The organism is Azospirillum lipoferum, assembly GCF_024170005.1.
Taxonomy (GTDB): domain Bacteria; phylum Pseudomonadota; class Alphaproteobacteria; order Azospirillales; family Azospirillaceae; genus Azospirillum; species Azospirillum lipoferum.
In genome coordinates this window covers 210329-227282 of sequence record NZ_JALJXJ010000005.1, presented here as the reverse complement: position 1 = coordinate 227282, position 16954 = coordinate 210329, and the positions used below count along the sequence as shown (strand labels likewise).

19 protein-coding genes are annotated in these 16954 nt (G+C 66.4%); 14 read left to right on the top strand and 5 right to left on the bottom strand.

What is annotated here, in order from left to right; all coding sequences use genetic code 11:
- Positions 1–71: 71 nt before the first annotated feature.
- On the bottom strand, positions 72–692 hold the full coding sequence (locus J2848_RS13515; RefSeq protein WP_149231500.1) for a helix-turn-helix domain-containing protein: 621 nt from the start codon (positions 690–692) through the stop codon (positions 72–74).
- 213 nt (positions 693–905) lie between these two features.
- Between J2848_RS13515 and J2848_RS13510 the strand changes: the two genes are divergently transcribed.
- The 5 genes from J2848_RS13510 to J2848_RS13490 all read left to right on the top strand — a co-directional run bounded on the left by J2848_RS13510 (position 906) and on the right by J2848_RS13490 (position 7205).
- Positions 906–2333, top strand: a complete 1428-nt coding sequence (locus tag J2848_RS13510) for an NAD-dependent succinate-semialdehyde dehydrogenase (RefSeq protein WP_149231499.1) — start codon at positions 906–908, stop codon at positions 2331–2333.
- Positions 2334–2406: 73 nt separating this feature from the next.
- Positions 2407–3771, top strand: a complete 1365-nt coding sequence (locus tag J2848_RS13505) for a class-II fumarase/aspartase family protein (RefSeq protein WP_149231498.1) — start codon at positions 2407–2409, stop codon at positions 3769–3771.
- A gap of 60 nt (positions 3772–3831) precedes the next feature.
- Positions 3832–5223 (top strand): class II fumarate hydratase, encoded by a 1392-nt coding sequence (locus J2848_RS13500; RefSeq protein WP_149231497.1) that lies wholly within the window; start codon positions 3832–3834, stop codon positions 5221–5223.
- A 154-nt stretch (positions 5224–5377) separates the two neighbouring features.
- Positions 5378–6133 (top strand): SDR family NAD(P)-dependent oxidoreductase, encoded by a 756-nt coding sequence (locus J2848_RS13495; RefSeq protein WP_149231496.1) that lies wholly within the window; start codon positions 5378–5380, stop codon positions 6131–6133.
- Positions 6134–6245: 112 nt separating this feature from the next.
- A complete protein-coding gene (locus tag J2848_RS13490) occupies positions 6246–7205 on the top strand; it encodes an AraC family transcriptional regulator (protein WP_149231495.1) in 960 nt (319 codons plus the stop codon).
- A 31-nt stretch (positions 7206–7236) separates the two neighbouring features.
- Here the strand turns inward: J2848_RS13490 and J2848_RS13485 are convergent, their stop codons facing one another.
- Positions 7237–7890: a substrate binding domain-containing protein gene (locus J2848_RS13485; RefSeq protein ID WP_149231494.1), complete on the bottom strand. Its 654-nt coding sequence runs from the start codon at positions 7888–7890 to the stop codon at positions 7237–7239.
- Between J2848_RS13485 and J2848_RS13480 the strand changes: the two genes are divergently transcribed.
- From J2848_RS13480 to J2848_RS13455, 6 genes are all read left to right on the top strand, one after another.
- On the top strand, positions 7849–8106 hold the full coding sequence (locus tag J2848_RS13480) for an NAD(P)-binding domain-containing protein (protein WP_211103123.1): 258 nt from the start codon (positions 7849–7851) through the stop codon (positions 8104–8106). The genes J2848_RS13485 and J2848_RS13480 overlap by 42 nt on opposite strands.
- A 46-nt stretch (positions 8107–8152) precedes the next feature.
- A complete protein-coding gene (locus J2848_RS13475; RefSeq protein ID WP_149231493.1) occupies positions 8153–8554 on the top strand; it encodes a nuclear transport factor 2 family protein in 402 nt (133 codons plus the stop codon).
- Positions 8555–8758: 204 nt separating this feature from the next.
- A complete protein-coding gene (locus J2848_RS13470; protein ID WP_149231707.1) occupies positions 8759–9208 on the top strand; it encodes a DUF305 domain-containing protein in 450 nt (149 codons plus the stop codon).
- On the top strand, positions 9205–10668 hold the full coding sequence (locus J2848_RS13465; protein ID WP_149231492.1) for a YncE family protein: 1464 nt from the start codon (positions 9205–9207) through the stop codon (positions 10666–10668). Before J2848_RS13470 ends, J2848_RS13465 begins: the two co-directional genes overlap by 4 nt.
- An 89-nt stretch (positions 10669–10757) precedes the next feature.
- On the top strand, positions 10758–11276 hold the full coding sequence (locus J2848_RS13460; RefSeq protein WP_149231491.1) for a sigma-70 family RNA polymerase sigma factor: 519 nt from the start codon (positions 10758–10760) through the stop codon (positions 11274–11276).
- Positions 11273–12052: an anti-sigma factor family protein gene (locus tag J2848_RS13455; RefSeq protein WP_149231490.1), complete on the top strand. Its 780-nt coding sequence runs from the start codon at positions 11273–11275 to the stop codon at positions 12050–12052. Before J2848_RS13460 ends, J2848_RS13455 begins: the two co-directional genes overlap by 4 nt.
- A gap of 164 nt (positions 12053–12216) precedes the next feature.
- Here the strand turns inward: J2848_RS13455 and J2848_RS13450 are convergent, their stop codons facing one another.
- The 3 genes from J2848_RS13450 to J2848_RS13440 all read right to left on the bottom strand — a co-directional run bounded on the left by J2848_RS13450 (position 12217) and on the right by J2848_RS13440 (position 14694).
- Positions 12217–13023 carry an SDR family NAD(P)-dependent oxidoreductase gene (locus J2848_RS13450; protein WP_149231489.1) on the bottom strand — a complete coding sequence of 269 codons (807 nt, stop codon included), beginning with the start codon at positions 13021–13023 and terminating at the stop codon, positions 12217–12219.
- Between the two features lie 73 nt (positions 13024–13096).
- Positions 13097–13657, bottom strand: coding sequence for a carboxymuconolactone decarboxylase family protein (locus J2848_RS13445; protein WP_149231488.1), 561 nt, complete (start codon positions 13655–13657; stop codon positions 13097–13099).
- 92 nt (positions 13658–13749) lie between these two features.
- Positions 13750–14694: a LysR family transcriptional regulator gene (locus J2848_RS13440; protein WP_149231487.1), complete on the bottom strand. Its 945-nt coding sequence runs from the start codon at positions 14692–14694 to the stop codon at positions 13750–13752.
- Positions 14695–14804: 110 nt separating this feature from the next.
- Here J2848_RS13440 and J2848_RS13435 point away from each other — a divergent pair, with 110 nt between their 5' ends.
- Genes J2848_RS13435 through J2848_RS13425 form a run of 3 tightly spaced genes read left to right on the top strand, consistent with a single transcriptional unit; the run spans position 14805 to position 16953 of the window.
- Positions 14805–15428, top strand: coding sequence for a glutathione S-transferase family protein (locus tag J2848_RS13435; RefSeq protein WP_149231486.1), 624 nt, complete (start codon positions 14805–14807; stop codon positions 15426–15428).
- A 41-nt stretch (positions 15429–15469) separates the two neighbouring features.
- Positions 15470–16240, top strand: a complete 771-nt coding sequence (locus J2848_RS13430) for an enoyl-CoA hydratase/isomerase family protein (protein WP_149231485.1) — start codon at positions 15470–15472, stop codon at positions 16238–16240.
- Between the two features lie 35 nt (positions 16241–16275).
- Positions 16276–16953, top strand: a complete 678-nt coding sequence (locus J2848_RS13425; protein WP_149231484.1) for a peroxiredoxin-like family protein — start codon at positions 16276–16278, stop codon at positions 16951–16953.
- The last annotated feature ends 1 nt before the right edge of the window (position 16954 follow it).

Here is a 16954-nt window from a genome sequence, read left to right as displayed (position 1 = left end):
GCCCACAAAGCAGGCCCGGGTCGGGGAATTTCCTGGAATTCGAAGGAGGTGTGCGGAGCCGCCGGCTTCGCCTACGCGGCCCGGTCCCGCCGGGCGATGACGAGGTAGTAGCTGCAAGCTGCCTTGGAGCGGTTCTCGAAGGAGTGGTCGACGTTCGCTTCGAAGAACAGCGAATCGCCCTGTTTCAAGCTGTAGTCCACCCCACCGATGACCATGACCAATTCACCCTCCGCCACGACCACATACTTCTCCGTCCCGCTCGGATAGGATGGCATGATCCCGGTGGAGGCGCCGGCGGGAAGCAGGTGCAGGAGCAGTTCGACCGAACTGCCGGCAATCGGCGGCGACAGCAGGTGGCGCTCGAACCCGGTGTCGCGGTCCCGGAAGACGTGACGCTGGTCCTTGCGAACGACGGCGACCGCCCGGCGATCCTCCTCGCCCCCGGTCAGGAAGGACAGCGAAGTGTTCAGCGCCCGGCAAATCCGCTTGGCGACCCCGATCGTCGGGCTTTTCTCGCCGCGCTCCACCTTGGACAGCATCGCCCGGCTGACCCCGGACTGACGGGAAAGCTCCTCCAGCGTCAGGTTGCCCCGCTTGCGCAATTCGCGGACGCGGTCGCCGAACTGCCGGCTGAGGTCGTCCGGCCCGTCATTGTCATCCGGAGCGGGCGAAGTTTGCTGAGCGCTGTCCATCTGTCTCGCGGTCCCAATGTGGGGCGTACCGACAATCCGGCGAGATGCCGCTTGCCAAGTCGATCTCCGTCATGCTAACCCGTCTCCTATAGAAGATAAATTCTTCCACTCGGGCGGGCAGCGTCACACCCTCCGCATATGCAGTCATTTCGCGGCAAACGCAAGCGACGCGATGCAGAGCCGATCTGTCTGCCGCCCCTGCGAGGTGATCCCATGACAATTGAATTTCCCCTGGTGATCGACGGCGTCTGGCGCGAAGGCTCGAAGGGTGCCGGCGAGGACGTACTCAATCCGGCGACCGGCGACAGCATCGGCAGGGTGGCGCACGCCTCCACCGCCGACCTCGACGAGGCGCTGGAGGCGGCAAGCCGCGGCCTTCGCGAATGGCAGGCGGTGTCGCCCTGGCAGCGTGGCGCCGTTCTGAAGGACGCCGCCGACCGGCTGCGCGCCGATGCCGACCGCATCGCCCGCAGCATCACGCTGGAGCAGGGCAAGCCGCTGGCCGAGGCGCGGGTCGAGGTGATCCGCTCCGCAGAGTTCCTCGAATGGGGCGGCGAGCAGGCCCGGCGTGTCGCCGGCCGCACGATGCGGGGGCGCGACGCCGGCCATCGGATCGAGGTGGAAACACATCCGGTGGGCGTCGTCGCCGCCTTCACCCCCTGGAACTTCCCGATGGCGCTGGCGGCGAAGAAGTTCGCCGGGGCGCTGGGCGCCGGCTGTTCGATCATCTGCAAACCGTCGGAGGAGACGCCAGCCTCGGTGCTGGCACTGGCCAAGGCCCTGCTGGAGGCCGGGGTGCCACCGGCCGCCATCGCCGTGGTGTTCGGCCGGCCGGAGGAGGTCTCGTCCTACCTGATCCCGGCATCGGCCGTGGCGAAGATCACCTTCACCGGATCGATCCCGGTCGGCAAGCTGCTGGCCGCCGCCGCCGGCCGGGTGATGAAGCCGGTCACCATGGAGTTGGGCGGACACGCCCCGACCATCGTGTGCGGCGACGTCGATCCGGAGAAGGCGGCGGATTTCCTGGTCAAGGCGAAGCTCACCAACTCCGGCCAGATCTGCCTGTCGCCCACCCGATTCTTCGTCGAGGAGAGCATCCGCGAGCGCTTCACCGCCCGCTTCGTGGAACACGCCAAAGCTTGGCGCGTCGGCGACGGGCTGGATCCACGCACGCAGATGGGGCCGCTCGCCAACGAACGGCGCGTGCAGGCCATCTCCCACCTCGTGGAGGATGCCCGCGGGCGCGGCGCCACCGTGGCCGCCGGCGGCGAGCGGCCGGGCGGCCGCGGCTTCTTCTACGCACCGACCGTCCTGACCGAAGTTCCCGACGGCGCCGAGATCCTGCGGACCGAACCCTTCGGCCCGGTGGTGCCCATCCTTCCCTTCACCGACGAGGAGGCCATGCTCGAACAGGCGAACGGGCTGGAGTTCGGGCTGTCGGCCTATGTCTTCACCAACGACGCCGCCCGGCAGCAGCGGCTGAAGGACCGGCTGCAGTTCGGCACCATCGGCATCAACGACGTGGTGACCCACCCGCCGGAAGTGCCGCTGGGCGGCTGGAAGGAAAGCGGGTACGGGACCGAAGGGGGCATCGAAATCCTGGCACCTTATCAGAAGACCAAATTCGTCAGCGTCAGGTAGGACCACGGGCAGGTCCCGGCGGAAGACGCGCCGGGCCGCCATGATCATCTCGCAGCAACATCGGGAGGGCACCGTGGGCACCACGGTCTTCGACTCCATTCTGTTTCGCGACATGTTCGGTACCGGCGAGATGAGGGCGATCTTCAGCGACGACGCGCTGATCCGCCGGTACCTGGAGGTCGAGGCGGCGCTTGCCCGTGCGCAAAGCCGCTGCCGACTTATTCCGAGGGAGGCGGCCGAGGCGATCGGCCATGCCGCCGATACCATGCGGATCGATCATGACCGGCTGCGTCGCGAGACGGAGACTGTCGGCTACCCGATCCTGCCCCTCGTCCATCAGTTGACGGAGGCGGCTGGCGAGGCCGGACGATACGTCCATTGGGGAGCGACCACCCAGGACATCATGGACACGGCGAGCGTGCTCCAGATCAGGGCCGCTCTCGGCATCCTGCGCCGCGACCTGGGTGAACTGCGGGCGATCCTTGCCGCCGGGGCGAGGAAATACCGCGACACGCCGATGGCAGGCAGAACCCATCTGCAGCAGGCGTTGCCGATCACCTTCGGCTACAAGCTGGCCGTTTGGCATTCGTCCGTCGTGCGTCATATCGAGAGGCTGGAGCAGGCGTCGCCGCGCGTGCTGGTGGGTCAGCTTTCCGGTGCGGCCGGTACGCTCGCTTCGATCGGCGACGGCGGGCTGGAGATGCAGCGTCTGTTTTGCGAGGAGCTTGGGCTGGGCCAGCCGACGATCACATGGCATGTCGCCCGCGACGGGTTCGCCGAGGTCGCGGTCCTGCTGGGCCTGATCACCGGCACGCTGGGCAAGATCGCGACGGATATCATGGTGATGTCGTCGACGGAGTTCGGCGAGGTCTCCGAACCGTTCGTTCCCGGACGTGGCGCCTCCTCGACCATGCCGCAGAAGCGCAACCCGGTCGCAAGCGAACTGATGCTCGCCGCCGCCAAGGCGGTGCGCCAACAGGTGGCCGCGATGCTGGACGGCATGATCCACGACTTCGAACGGGCGACCGGACCGTGGCACCTGGAATGGCTGGCACTGCCGGAAAGTTTCCTGCTGACCGCCGCCTCCCTGGCGAATGCCGGGTTCATGCTGGGCGGGCTGGTCGTGCATGAGGATCGCATGCGGCACAACCTGCATCTGAGCCATGGCTTGATCGTCGCCGAGGCGGTGATGATGGCGGCAGCGCCGCAACTCGGACGCCAGCGGGCCCATGACATCGTCTATGACGCCTGTCGTGTCGCAATCGACCGTGGGTCGGGACTCGCCGATGTCCTTGTCGCCGTTCCGGAGATCATCGGGGCACTGGGAGGGACCGAGATGATCAGACACCGGTGCGATCCCGCCAACTATCTCGGCCTGTCGGGAGCGATGGTTGATCGTGCCCTGGAAGCGTCGGCCGACAAGCACGCAGCACCGTGATCCGCCACCCAGACGCGGACCAAACTCCCCGCCTCCGATGGCTTGATCCGAGAGGTCACCATGTCGAAGAATAGTCCATTGCAGGCACGGACCGAACAGGACGCGTTCGGCCCGGTCGAGATTCCGGCCGAGCGGTACTGGGGCGCTCAGACCCAACGCGCCCTCACCGTCTTCCAGGTCGGCGAGGAGCGTTTCCCGGCCGAAGTGATCCATGCCTTCGGCCTGCAGAAGATCGCCGCTGCGCGCGCAAACCGGCGGCTGGACGCCCTTCCCCCGGATTTGGCCGAGGTGATCGAGGCGGCGGCCAGCGAGGTTCGCGCAGGGCTGTTCGACCAGCACTTCCCCCTGCCCGTCTGGCAGACCGGATCGGGCACCCAGACCAACATGAACGCCAACGAGGTGATCGCCAACCGCGCCAACCAGATGCTCGGCCAGCCGCTGGGCACCAGGGCGCCGGTGCATCCCAACGACCACGTCAACCGGTCGCAGTCGTCCAACGACAGCTTCCCCACCGTGATGCATATCGCCACCGCCCTTGCGGTGCGGGACCGGCTGCAGCCGGCGCTGGCGGTGCTGAGGGCCGCCTTGGAGGATCGGGCAACGGTATTCGCCGATGTGGTGAAGATCGGCCGCACCCATCTGATGGACGCGGTGCCGATGACCATGGGACAGGCGTTCGATGCCTTCGCCCGTCAGATCGGGCACGGCATCGACCGGCTGGAGGCGACCGGGCCGCGTCTGCGCTCCCTGCCGCAGGGGGGCACGGCAGTCGGGTCGGGCCTCAACGCACCGGCCGGCTTCGATGTCGCGTTCTGCGAGGAGGCGAGCCGGCTGAGCGGGTTGGACTTCACCCCGAACCCCAGCAAGTTCGAGGGCATGGCCGCCCATGACGCTCTGCTGGAGGTCAGCGGCGCCCTCAACGTCATCGCCGCATCGCTGATCAAGATCGCCAACGACATCCGCTTCCTTGGCTCGGGTCCCCGCTGTGGTCTGGGCGAACTGATCCTTCCGGACGATGGCCTCACCTCGTCGATCATGCCCGGCAAGCGCAATCCGACGATCGCCGAGGTCGTGGTCCAGGTGGCCTTCCAGGTCATCGGCAATCACGCCACGATCTCCGCCGCCGCCGCCTCGGGGAATTTCGAACTGAACGTCGCCAAACCGGTGCTGCTCCACAACCTTCTGCAATCGATCCGGCTCCTCGCCGACGTTGCCCAGGTCTTCGCACAGCGGATGATCCAGGGCATCGAGGTCGACCGGCGGCGGCTGAAGAGCAATGTGGACAATGCGCTTCTGCGTGCCACAGCCCTCAACCCGATCCTGGGATACGACAAGGTGGTGGAGATCACCGTCAAAGCACTGCGCGACGACGTGACACCAAGGGACGCCTGCATCGCATTGGGGTTCCTCAGTGCCGAAGACTACGACCGGCACGTCGGCACCGGACCCTGACCGGGGGATCGCACCTCGCGCCCTGCACCTTGCACCTCGCGCAGGGGTCAGTCTCGGAGGATCAGGCAAGAACGGCCGACCATCCGGCAACTTCGCCCCCGGCGGATCGGCGATAGTGCGTTCACCGCAACGCAACGCCTTCAGGAGTTCAGAAATGACCACCGTTTCCATCGTCACCGGTGCCAGCCGCGGCCTTGGCCGCAACACTGCCGTCAGCATCGCCCGCCGCGGCGGCGACGTGATCCTCACCTACCGCAGCGGATCCGGCGCGGCCGATGCCGTCGTGGCCGAGATCGCAGCGCTCGGCCGCAAGGCGGTCGCCATCCAGCTCGACGTCAGCGACGTCTCGGGCTTCCCCGCCTTCGTCGAAGCCGTCCGGTCGGCACTGACGTCGAACTGGGGCCGCGACCGCTTCGACCATCTCGTCAACAACGCCGGCCATGGCGAAATGGCGGGGTTCGCAGAGACGACGGAGGCGCAGTTCGACAGCCTCTTCAATGTGCATGTCAAGGGCGTGTTCTTCCTGACGCAGGCGCTTCTGCCGCTGCTGGCCGACGGTGGCCGGATCGTGAATTTCTCGTCCGGCCTGACCCGTATCGCGTTTCCTGGCTTCTCCGCCTATTCCGCGGCCAAGGGCGCCGTCGAAGTGTTGACCCACTACATGGCCAAGGAGTTGGGAAGCCGTGGAATCACGGCGAACACCATCGCTCCCGGAGCGATCGAGACCGACTTCCTGGGCGGCGCCGTGCGTGATACACCGGCCTACAACGAGGCCTTTGCCGCCATGACGGCGCTGGGCCGTGTCGGCGTGCCCGATGACATCGGTCCGGCGGTCGCGAGCCTGCTGGGTCCGGACAACCGCTGGGTCACCGCGCAGCGAATCGAGGTTTCCGGCGGCCAGAACATCTGAGCCTGATCGGAGCATCAAACCCGGTGGGAGGAACGTCCTTTGGCGAACAGGCGAACGTCCATCCCACCGGGCCCTTCGCCCCGGGTCGCCACCACGAACTGGTATCAGGTCGATGACTGACAGCTTGCTGGACACCGTGCGCCGGTACGCGCAGACGCATGCCGACCGCGACGGCATTGCCCGAACGCCGATCCCGGGTCTGACGCTGATCCGGGAGACCGGCCCGACGCCGCTGCGGTATGCCGTCAGCCGGCCGCTGGTCGCGCTGGTGCTGCAGGGTGCCAAGCGGGTGAGCATGGGGGGCGACAGCTTCGAATTCGGTGCCGGCGAATCCCTGCTGATCGCCGCCGATGTGCCGACGGTCAGCCAAGTCATACGCGCCAATCCGAACACACCCTACTTCTCGCTGGTCATCGACCTCGATCTTGCGGTCATCGAAGCACTCGTCGCGGAAATGGGAGCCGCCCCGTTCGCCGCCGGCAGGCCGGTCAGTATCCATCCGACGGAGGCGGAGGTGGCCGACTCCGCCCTGCGCTTGCTGCGGCTGCTCGACAGGCCGGCCTCGGTGCCGATCCTACAGCCGCAGCTGCTTCGCGAACTGCATTACTGGTTGCTTGCCGGGCTGCACGGGGAAGCCATCCGCAGCCTGGGCGTCACCAACAGCCATGCACGCCGGGTGGCGCGGGCGGTCGCCGTCATTCGTGACGGCTTCGCCCGACCGCTCCGGGTGGAGCATCTGGCCGAGGTGGCCGGCATGAGCCCCTCCACCTTTCATGAGCACTTCAAGTCCGTGACCTCCCTGACGCCGCTCCAGTATCAGAAGCAGTTGAGACTGATCGAAGCGCGCCGGATGATGCTGGCGGACGGTGAACCGATCAGCAATGCTGCCTATGCGGTCGGGTATGAAAGCGTCACTCAGTTCACGCGCGACTATGGCCGTATGTTCCGGCTGCCGCCGGCCCGCGACCTGAAAGCGGCCAGGGCACGGATCCAGCCGGAAAATTCGGAATATGGCTGTATCCCATTGCCGAAAACCAGCAGCGGAACCGGCTTGCCGGGCGAGGCACAGTAGATGCAGCATTCGTGTAAACAGAGCCTGCTCGCTATCCCAAACTTCCGGCAAAACGCTCGGCAAGACGGTCCCGACGGAACAGGTCGAGCAGCGTGTCGATGAACACCCGTGTCTTTGCCGGCATCTGGGCGCGGCTCGCATAGGAGAGCGAGATCGCGCCCGCGTCAGCGTACCACCGGGGCACGAGGCGCAGCAGATCGCCCCGCTCAAGATGCTGAAGCACGTCCGGTACAGCGAGAAGCGCAACGCCGAGCCCGAGCAGTGCCGCCTCACGCATCGCGGCCGGATCGTTGACGACGATACTCTCCGACAGCATCGCCGGCAGTTCGACACCCGCCGCATCGCGCATCGTCCATTGGCGCACACGGCCGGTGTGGACGGAGCTCATGACGATTCCCTGGAGTTCCGCCAGTCCGGATGGATCGACCGGCGCCATCCGGCCGGTCATATAGGCCGGCGACGCCACCGCGATGATGTGGGCGGGCGCCAGCGGGCGCGCCACCACGCCCGTCGCGAGGTCAAAGCCACCGCCGATCGCCGCATCATATCCTTCGGCGATCAGGTCCACCGGGCGGTTCTCGAAATGCCATTCCGGCCGGATCAGCGGATAGCGGGCCAGAAAGCCGGGCAGCAGGGGCAGGACATGCGTGATGCCGAAGGTCGGCGGCAGGCTGACCTTCAGCACGCCGGCCGGTTATTCCGCATTCGTCGCCACATCGGCGATGGCGGCAAGCGCGTGCTGTTCTATTCCGGCGACGATGCCGAAGCCAAGGCGCGGGTGGGCGCCCTGATCGATCAACTCGGCTTCTTCGGCATCGACCTCGGCTCGCTCGCCCTCGGCAGCCGCCTGACCCAGTTCCCCGGCGGACCACTCCCCGCTCTGAACCTGGTGAAACTCTGAACCGTCCCACGACGGCTGCCAGGCCGTTCCAGCAAGGGGAAGCACAATGTCCAATGCGGATCACACGGCGCATTCATCCGAAGAACCGGACTACAACCGGCTTCTGCGCTCGAACCTGGAACACGTCTTCAATGAGCGGGACGCCGGGAAGCGCGCCGCAGCCGTCGCAGAACTCTTCGTGGCCGAGCCGATCATGTACGAACCGACGAACATCGTCAGGGGACGTGCGGCCATCTCGGAGGTCGCGGGCGCTCTCCTGGAGCAGTTCGGACCTGCGTTTCGCTTCCAGCCGGAGGGCGACGCCGTGGGCCATCACGGTCTCGGATCGCTGTCCTGGAAAGCGGGTCCGGCCGACGGCCCGGTTGCGGTCACGGGAAGCGATGTGGCGGAAGTCGTCGATGGCAGGATCGCCAGACTCTGGGTGCTGCTCAATCCGGCGAAAACCTGAGCTGGACTTTGCGCGTTATGCCGGGAAGCAGACGGCCTGCCGCCCATGGGACGAGCGCCCCATCCTTCGCAAAAAAATCTGCGTGGCGCGGAATAATCGTGTGGCCGGCCAGTCCACCCCGTCAAGACCGCGACGAGACAGACCGAAGAGCCTCCTATGCGATATCCGATAGTGGCCGCCGTGGCCCTCATCTTGACAACGGGAATGGCGGCGTCAACGCCTGCCGATGCCCAAACTGCCCATACCCACTCAGCCGAGTCGGCAGCCGAGCCGGCCGCGACATCGGCGCTCGACAACGAAGCGCCGTTCCTTGCGGAAAACAACGCCGCCATGGACAGGATGATGTCCGGCATGGCTGTGAAGCCGACGGGCGACATTGACGCCGATTTCACGGCGATGATGATTCCCCACCATCAGGGCGCGATCGACATGGCGCTCGCCGAACTGCGGTACGGGAAGAACGAGCAGCTTCAGCGCATCGCGCAGGAGATCATCGTCGAGCAGCAGCAGGAGATCGCCGCGATGCGCATGGCCCTGGGCCAGCCGCTGCCGCCGTCCCTGCCGGTACCGACCCAGGTCCCGCCTCACTCGCCTGCCTCGCAGATCCCTCCGTCTGCAATGCACATGCACATGAAAGAGGGTGAGTCCCAATGAAGAGTCGTCTGCTTACCGCTCTGGCGATGATCGCCGGCTCCATGCTTGCGGTGCATCTGCCCGCCTATGCCGGGCAAGCGCCCTACGCCAGCACGGCACCGGATTTTCCGATCAGCCACCGCGATCGCATCTACGCGGCGGAGCAGTTCTCGAACACGGTTTCGGTCATCGATCCCGTCGACAACAAATTGCTCGGCGTCATTCGCCTGGGAGACCCGCAGCCGGCGAACTTCAGCCCACTCTACAAAGGGCAGGTCCTGGTCCACGGCATGGGCTTCTCCCCCGACCGCAAGACCATCGCGGTGGTTTCGATCGGCTCCAACTCGGTCACCTTCATCGACACGGCCGCCAATTCGGTCAAGCACACCACCTATGTCGGACGCTCGCCTCACGAGGCGTTCTACACCCAGGACGGCAGCGAGGTCTGGGTCACCGTGCGCGGCGAGGACTATGTCGCCGTCCTCGATGCCAAGACCTTCGAAGAGAAGACCCGCATCAAGACGCCCAACGGACCCGGCATGCAGATCTTCTCGCCGGACGGAAAATACGGCTACATCTGCTCGTCGTTCAACCCGGAGACGGATGTCGTCAGTGTGGCGGATCACCAGATCGTCGCCCGCATCCAGCAGGCCAGTCCATTCTGTCCCAACATCGCGGCGACCCCGGATGGCCGGCAGGTCTGGTTCACCCTGAAGGATGTCGGCAAGACCCAGGTCTTCAATGCCCAGCCGCCGTTCGACCTGATCAAGACGCTCGATACCGGCCCGATCACCAACCACGTCAATTTCGCACACAACGCCAATGGCACATTCGCCTACGTCACCATCGGCGGCCTGAACGAAGTGAAGGTTTTCCGTACCGATAGCTTCGAGCAGGTTGCGACCATTCCCGTCGGCAACCTGCCGCATGGCATCTGGCCGTCGGGCGACGGCAGCCGCATCTATGTCGGGCTGGAGAATGCCGACGGAATGACCGCGATCGATACCATTACGAACAAGGTGATCGCGACCGTGCCGATCGGCCAGGCGCCGCAGGCGATCACCTATGTGCCCGACGCCGTGCCCGAAGGTGCCGGAACCGACAACCTGACCCCGCTCGGTGTCGCCGGGCAGGCGACGCATCTCGACCTTGCGGTCCCGGCAGACGGAAAGCCCGGCAAGGCCGTCACTACGGTGTCGTTGTTCGACCAGGGGCTGATCCAGATTCTCCAGGCCTCCGTGACGAACCTCGAACCCAAGAAGCCCTATGTGCTGGCGCTGGCCGAGACCGAAGCCGGCCACGGCACACTGCAGCCGCTCGCCGCCTTCATGACGAATCCGGCCGGCTCGGCGATCGTCAATGCAGCGGGACCGATCCGACAGATCGTGCAGAACACCGCGAAGGCCGAGAAGCGATATCTGGTCATAACCGAGGGCACGGCGGCCCGGCCCGGCGCCGTCGTCCAGATCCAGGTGCGGTGACATCCGGCCGGCCCACCCTCGAACCGGAAGCGGGCCGGCCGCAAGTCCCAGTATCCTAGTTCTCAGTCTTCATGGTCGCACGATGCCCGATGATGATCGAACTGCTTGAACCCCTCATACCGGTGCTTCGCCGATACGCACGCTCGCTGCTTCGCGATCGTACGGCGGCCGACGATCTGGTCCAGGACTGCCTGGAACGCGCCATCGCCCACTGGAACCAGCGCCGGGTCGACGGCGACACTCGCCGGTGGGTCTTCACCATCCTGCACAACCTCGCCATGACGGAATTGAAGCGCAGATCCACGCGATCCCCGGACATCGACGTCGAGTCCGCCGAAAACTGGCTCTCGACACCTCCGTCGCAGGAGGATGGCCTGCATCACCGGGCCCTGTTGCGTGCGCTCGAAGCACTTCCCGAGGACCAGCGCGCGGTCATTCTGCTCGTCAGCATAGAAGACCTCTCCTATGCGGATGCGGCCAGGATTCTCGATGTTCCGATAGGGACCGTGATGTCACGATTGTCGCGTGCGCGTGAAAAGCTGCTGAAGAGCATCAGGGAGATGCCGGCCGAACCTGCCGGACGATCCCATTTGCGGAGGGTGAAATGATCAGCCGCCCGATCACCGAGGACGATCTCAACGCCTTCGTCGACCAGCGCCTCGATCCCGTTCGGCAGGCCGAGGTGGCGGCCTATCTGGAAGCCCATCCCGACGTGGCGGAGCGCGTGTCGGGTTATGCGGCCCAACGCGACGATCTCAGAGCCCTTCTCCTGCCGATCGCCGACGAACCGGTTCCCGCGGCACTCAACGTCCGGCACATCGCGGAACGCCAAGGGCGCCGATCCCGCCTGCCATGGTGGGCCGCCGCCGCCGCGGCCGTATTGATAGGCTTCGGCGGTGCCGGCGGCTGGACGCTGCGGGGGTTGTCCGATCCGCCGGCCCAGGGCGTCGCCTCGCTCGGCCAGGAGGCTGCGGACAATTACGCCGTCTACAGCCCTGACCGCCTCCGTCCGGTCGAACTGCGCGCCGGCGCCGGCACCGAGCTTGCCGATTGGATCTTCACCCGTCTGGGACGGCAGGTCGGAGTTCCGAACCTCGAAGCGTCGGGCTACCGCTTCATGGGCGGACGGGTCGTCGCGACCCCGCACGGGCCCGCAGCCCTCTTCATGTATGACGATGACCATGGCACGCGTCTGGTCATGCTGAGCCGCCCCATGACGGTCGATCGGGATGTCCCGATGCAGCCCTTGAGCCAGCCGGCGGCCAGCGGCTTTTCATGGGCGGCCAAGGGCATGGGCTACAGCCTGGTCGGCCCCGCCGATGCGCAGGCGCTTCTGCATCCCATTGCCGACGAGGTGCGGCGCCAGATCGGCAAGGGTGCGTAGGGTCGGAGGATCACGGCTCGTCGACCTGCCCAATCGACGATGCGAAAACGCCATTGGCCTCGGTGCGCCACCGTAAAGCCAACACCCGTAGACGTGGCGGAGAGACACTCAGGAAGGATCGGCCGGGAGCGGTTTGATCGCCGCTCCCCGCTGCCGATCCTTGCTCACAAGGCGGCATGCTCCTTGACCGCCGCCTCAAGGCGAGCCTTGAGATTGAGGAACCGCGCATCGATGGCCAGCGGGTCATCCCGGTTGAGCGCGATCATCGCCGCCCGCACTTCGCCGCCGCGGATCACCTCCAGCGCCTCCGTTTCGATCCCCGCCACGATGGCCGCAGCCACGGCTTCCGCGCTCTCGCGGGTGAAGCCCAGCTCCGGACCGGCGTTGTTCGACGCCATCATCGGGGTGTCGGTGGCGCCGGGATAAACGGTCAGCACATGGACGCCCTCGCCCTTCAGTTCGCGGCGCAAGGCCTCGCCGAATCGTGCCAGGCCCGCCTTGGCGCCGGCATAGGTGGCGTAGAATGGCGCGCCGACGAGCCCCAGGCCCGACGATATGTTCACCACCATTCCTTCGCCGCTGGCGCGCAGCACCGGTAGGGCGGCCCGCGTCAGCAGGATGGGCGCGGTCAGATCGACGGCGATCATCGCGAGGATGTCCTCCTCCGTGACCTGCTCCAGCCGCCCGGCGCGAACGCCGCCGGCGTTGTTGACCAGGATGTCGAGTCCACCCAGTGCGCCGAGTGCGCGTTCGAGCGTCTGCAGACGCCCCTCGATGGTCGCGACATCGGCCACGATGCCGGTCACCGACGCTCCAGCCTTCTGCAAGGTCTCGACTGCGGCGGTCAGCCGGTCGGGGCGCCGGCCGGTGATGGCAAGGGCCACTCCCTTTTCACCCAGCGCCTGGGCGGCGGCAAAGCCGATGCCGCTGGAGCCGCCGGTGATCAGCGCGCGTTTTCCAGAAAGAATCATGTCAGCTCCGTGTAGATCGGTTCAGTGACGGGACCTGTCGGGTTGGGGGGCGAGAACAGCGCTCCGCCTTGCATCAGGCGACGGCGGGCTTGCTCCACTCATTGCCCTTCATGAAGGCATCGAGCGGCGTGTGGGTGATGTGGTTGGTGTAGTTGCTCATCACCTTGGTGGCGACGCCGAGCACCACTTCCAGGACGTTGCGGCGGGTGAAGCCGGACGCCAGGAAGGCATCGACGTCCGTGTCGGCGACCCAGCCGCGATTGCGCACCACCAGCGTGGCGAAGCGGTGCAGCGCCTCCAGCCGCGCATCGGGCAGTTCGCTGCCGGCGCGCAGCGCGGCGATCACGTCCTCGCCCATCTTCTGCATCCGGGCGAGCGTGGTATGGCCGGCCATGCAGTAGTGGCACGCGTTCTCGAAATTGGCGGTCAGATAGACGACCTGCTGCTCATGCACGCTGAGCGTGGTCTTGGAGAACAGGTCCCACAGCGCCGTGTAGCCGGCCAGCAGTTCCGGCGATTCCGCCATATAGGATTGCAGATTGGGCACGAAGCCGAAAGCGGCCTTCACGCCCTCGAAAATCGGCTTTGCGGCTTCCGGGGCGGTGTCGAGGGTGTGGCTGGTGAACTGGGTCATGGTGGAGGGTCCTTGTTCCGTCGGTTGCGTTCGACGGCTCGGACCCTGACCCATTCCAGAGGCGGCGCGTAGGCGGGCCGGGCGACTAATGCCTATGCCTCCTGGGAATGATCCCGCTGGGAATGGCCTCCCCCCAACTCCACCTCCTCCGGCGCACCGTTACCGTTCACGATGCCGGCGACGAACTCCGCGAAGGCGCGCGCCTTGGTGCTGGCCAGCCGACCGGTGGGAAACACCGCCCACAAATCGATCGGCGGCAGCGTCCAGTCCTCCAGCACGCGCCGCACCGAACCGTTGGCAAGCTCGGGGCCGAACATCCAGTCGGACGCGACCGCCAGCCCCAGATCGGCCAGCACCGCCGCCCGAATGCCCTCCGCCGCGCTGACCCGCAGCCGGCCGCGCACCACGACCGATGCTTCGGTCCCGCCCTGCCGGAACGCCCAGCTGTTGCTGAGCTGGCTATAGACCACCGCGTCGTGGTCGGCGAGGTCGGCCGGCGTCCGCGGCACGCCCGCGCGGGCCAGATACGCCGGCGTCGCCACGACCGAGCGGCCACCGCTGGCGATCCGCCGCGCCACCGCCGTCGAGTCCGACAGCGTGCCCATGCGCAACGCGACGTCGATCCCCTCGGACACCAGATCGATCAGCCGGTCGTCCAGGATCACCTCCATGTCCAGCTCCGGATGACGGTTCAGGAATTCGGGCAGGCGCGGCACGATCAGCAGCCGGGCGAAAGTGGTCGCGGCGCAGATGCGCAGCCGGCCCGACAAACTGGCACCGGCGCCCCGCGCCTCCAGTTCCGCCTCATCGGCTTCCCGGATGGCGAGCCGCGCGCGCTCATAAAAACGCAGTCCCGCTTCGGTGGGCGTCAGGCCATGGGTCGACCGCAGCAGCAGGCGCACCTGCAATCGCTCCTCCAACTGCGCGATCGTCTTGGAGATGGCCGGCTGCCCCACCCCCAACTGCCGGGCCGCACCCGAGAAAGAGCCAGTCTCCACCACCCGCAAGAAGCTGGCCATCGCCTGCAATCGGTCCATCGTTATTCCTGATAGGAATTGCCGTTATCGCTCCGGCCGGTCTGCCGTCCGGAGATTGGAATGGCGATAACTCTCCCATCGGCGGCGACGCTGCAAGGGAGAAGCGAAACATGATCGAGCTTTATGCATTTGCGACGCCGAACAGCGTCAAGGTTCCGATCGCCTTGGAGGAGATGGGCCTCTCCTATGATCTGAAGCCCATCAACATCCGCCAGGGCGAACAGAAGGCCGCGGACTTCCTCGCGCTGAACCCGAACGGCAAGGTGCCGGTGCTGGTGGACGGGGCGCTGGTACTGACGGAAAGTGCCGCCATCCTCGTCCATCTCGCCGAGAAGACCGGCAGGCTGCTTCCGCGGGACGGTATGGACCGGGCGCGGGTGTTCGAGCAGCTGTTCTTCCATGCCTCCGCGCTGAGCCCGGCCTTCGGCAATGCAGGATTCTTCAAGCGCCTCGCCGCCGAGCCGCAGCCACTCGCCGAAGCGCGGTTCACCGCCGAAGCCAACCGCGTGCTCGACAGGATCGACGCGCTGCTCGGGGAGCGCCGCTTCGTCGCCGGCGACGACTTCACCATCGCCGACATCGCCCATTTCGGCTGGCTGTGGCGCCGCGAGTTCCCCGGCATGACGCTCGACGGCCGCCCCAACCTCGTCCGCTGGTTCGACACCGTCGCCGCCCGGCCCGCCGTTCGGCGCGCAATCGCCCGCGTCGAGGCTGTCATCCCCCAGGCCGCCTGACACCGCCGATCCGAACCAAGCCAATCCAAGGAGTGACCCTGATGTCCCGTTTCGAGAGTTACCAGAACGCCTTCGCCAATGCGTACCTGACCCGTTCGGACAGCGGCGTTCTGGAAGTGAAGCTGCACTCCGATGGCGGCAAGCTCGTCTTCAACGGCCATACCCACGAGCAGTTCGTCGACCTGTTCCATCAGATCGGGTCGGATCCCGAGAACCGGGTGGTGATCCTCACCGGATCGGGCGATGCCTTCATGGACGCCATCAGCCCCGAGGGGTTCGATTTCTTCAGCCCGCGCGGTTACGACAAGATCTTCCGCGAAGGCAAGAAAGTCCTGATGAACATCCTCGACATCGAGGTACCGCTGATCGCCGCCCTCAACGGGCCGGTGCTGCTGCATTCCGAATATGCGCTGCTGGCGGATATCGTGCTGGCCACACCGGAAACGGTCTTCCAGGACAAGCCGCATTTCGACTTCGGCATCGTCCCCGGCGACGGCGTCAACCTGCTCTGGCCGGAAGTCATCGGCAGCATCCGCGGTCGCCATTTCATCCTGACCCGCCAGGTTCTCGACGCCCAAACCGCCAGGGACTGGGGCGCCGTCAACGAGATCGTGCCCTCCGGCCGGCTGCTCGCCCGGGCGCATGAGATCGCCGAAGGGCTGGCCGCCTTGCCGCCGCTCACCAGCCGCTACACGCGCATCGCCCTGACGCAGAAGCTGCGCCGGATCGTCGACGAAGGCGCCGGTTACGGCCTGGCGCTGGAAGGCATCAGCGCGGCCGAGGTCGCCCGCTCCGCCGCCGCGAACGGCTGATCCGTTTCCCTCCATTTCGTAAGAAGGACTTCCCCATGTCGCTCCAGGACAAGCTCGACGCCTTCAAGGCCGATTTCCAGGCGGGCAAGCCGCCCTACAACGTTCCGCGCCGGGTGATCGAGACGATGCACCGCGCCACCGCCGAACTGATCGCCTCGGGCGCTGCCGCCCTTGCGCTCAAGGCCGGCGACAAGGCCCCCGCCTTCACGCTCAACGATCCCGACGGCAAGGCGGTGTCGTCCACCGCCCTGCTGGCGGAGGGCCCGCTGGTGGTCAGCTTCTACCGCGGCGTCTGGTGCCCTTACTGCAACATGGAACTGCAGGCGTTACAGGCGGCGCTGCCGACCTTCCAGTCTCTCGGTGCAAGCTTGGTGGCCATCTCGCCGCAGACCGCCCCGAACAGCCGCAAGTCGGTGCGCCAGAATGCGCTCGGCTTCCCGATCCTGTCGGACCCGCGCAACGACGTCGCCGCCACTTTCGGCCTGCGCTTCGCGCTGCCCGACTATCTGATCGAGCTTTACAAAGGACTGAGGAACGACCTGCCGGCGTTCAACGGCGACCCCAGCTGGACCCTGCCGATGCCGGCCCGCTTCGTCATCGGGCAGGATGGCACGATCCTCTACGCCGAGGTCAATCCGGACTACACCCGCCGCCCCGAGCCCGAGGACATGCTGCCGGCACTGCGCAGCGCCAACCGGACGGCGGCAGCCTGAT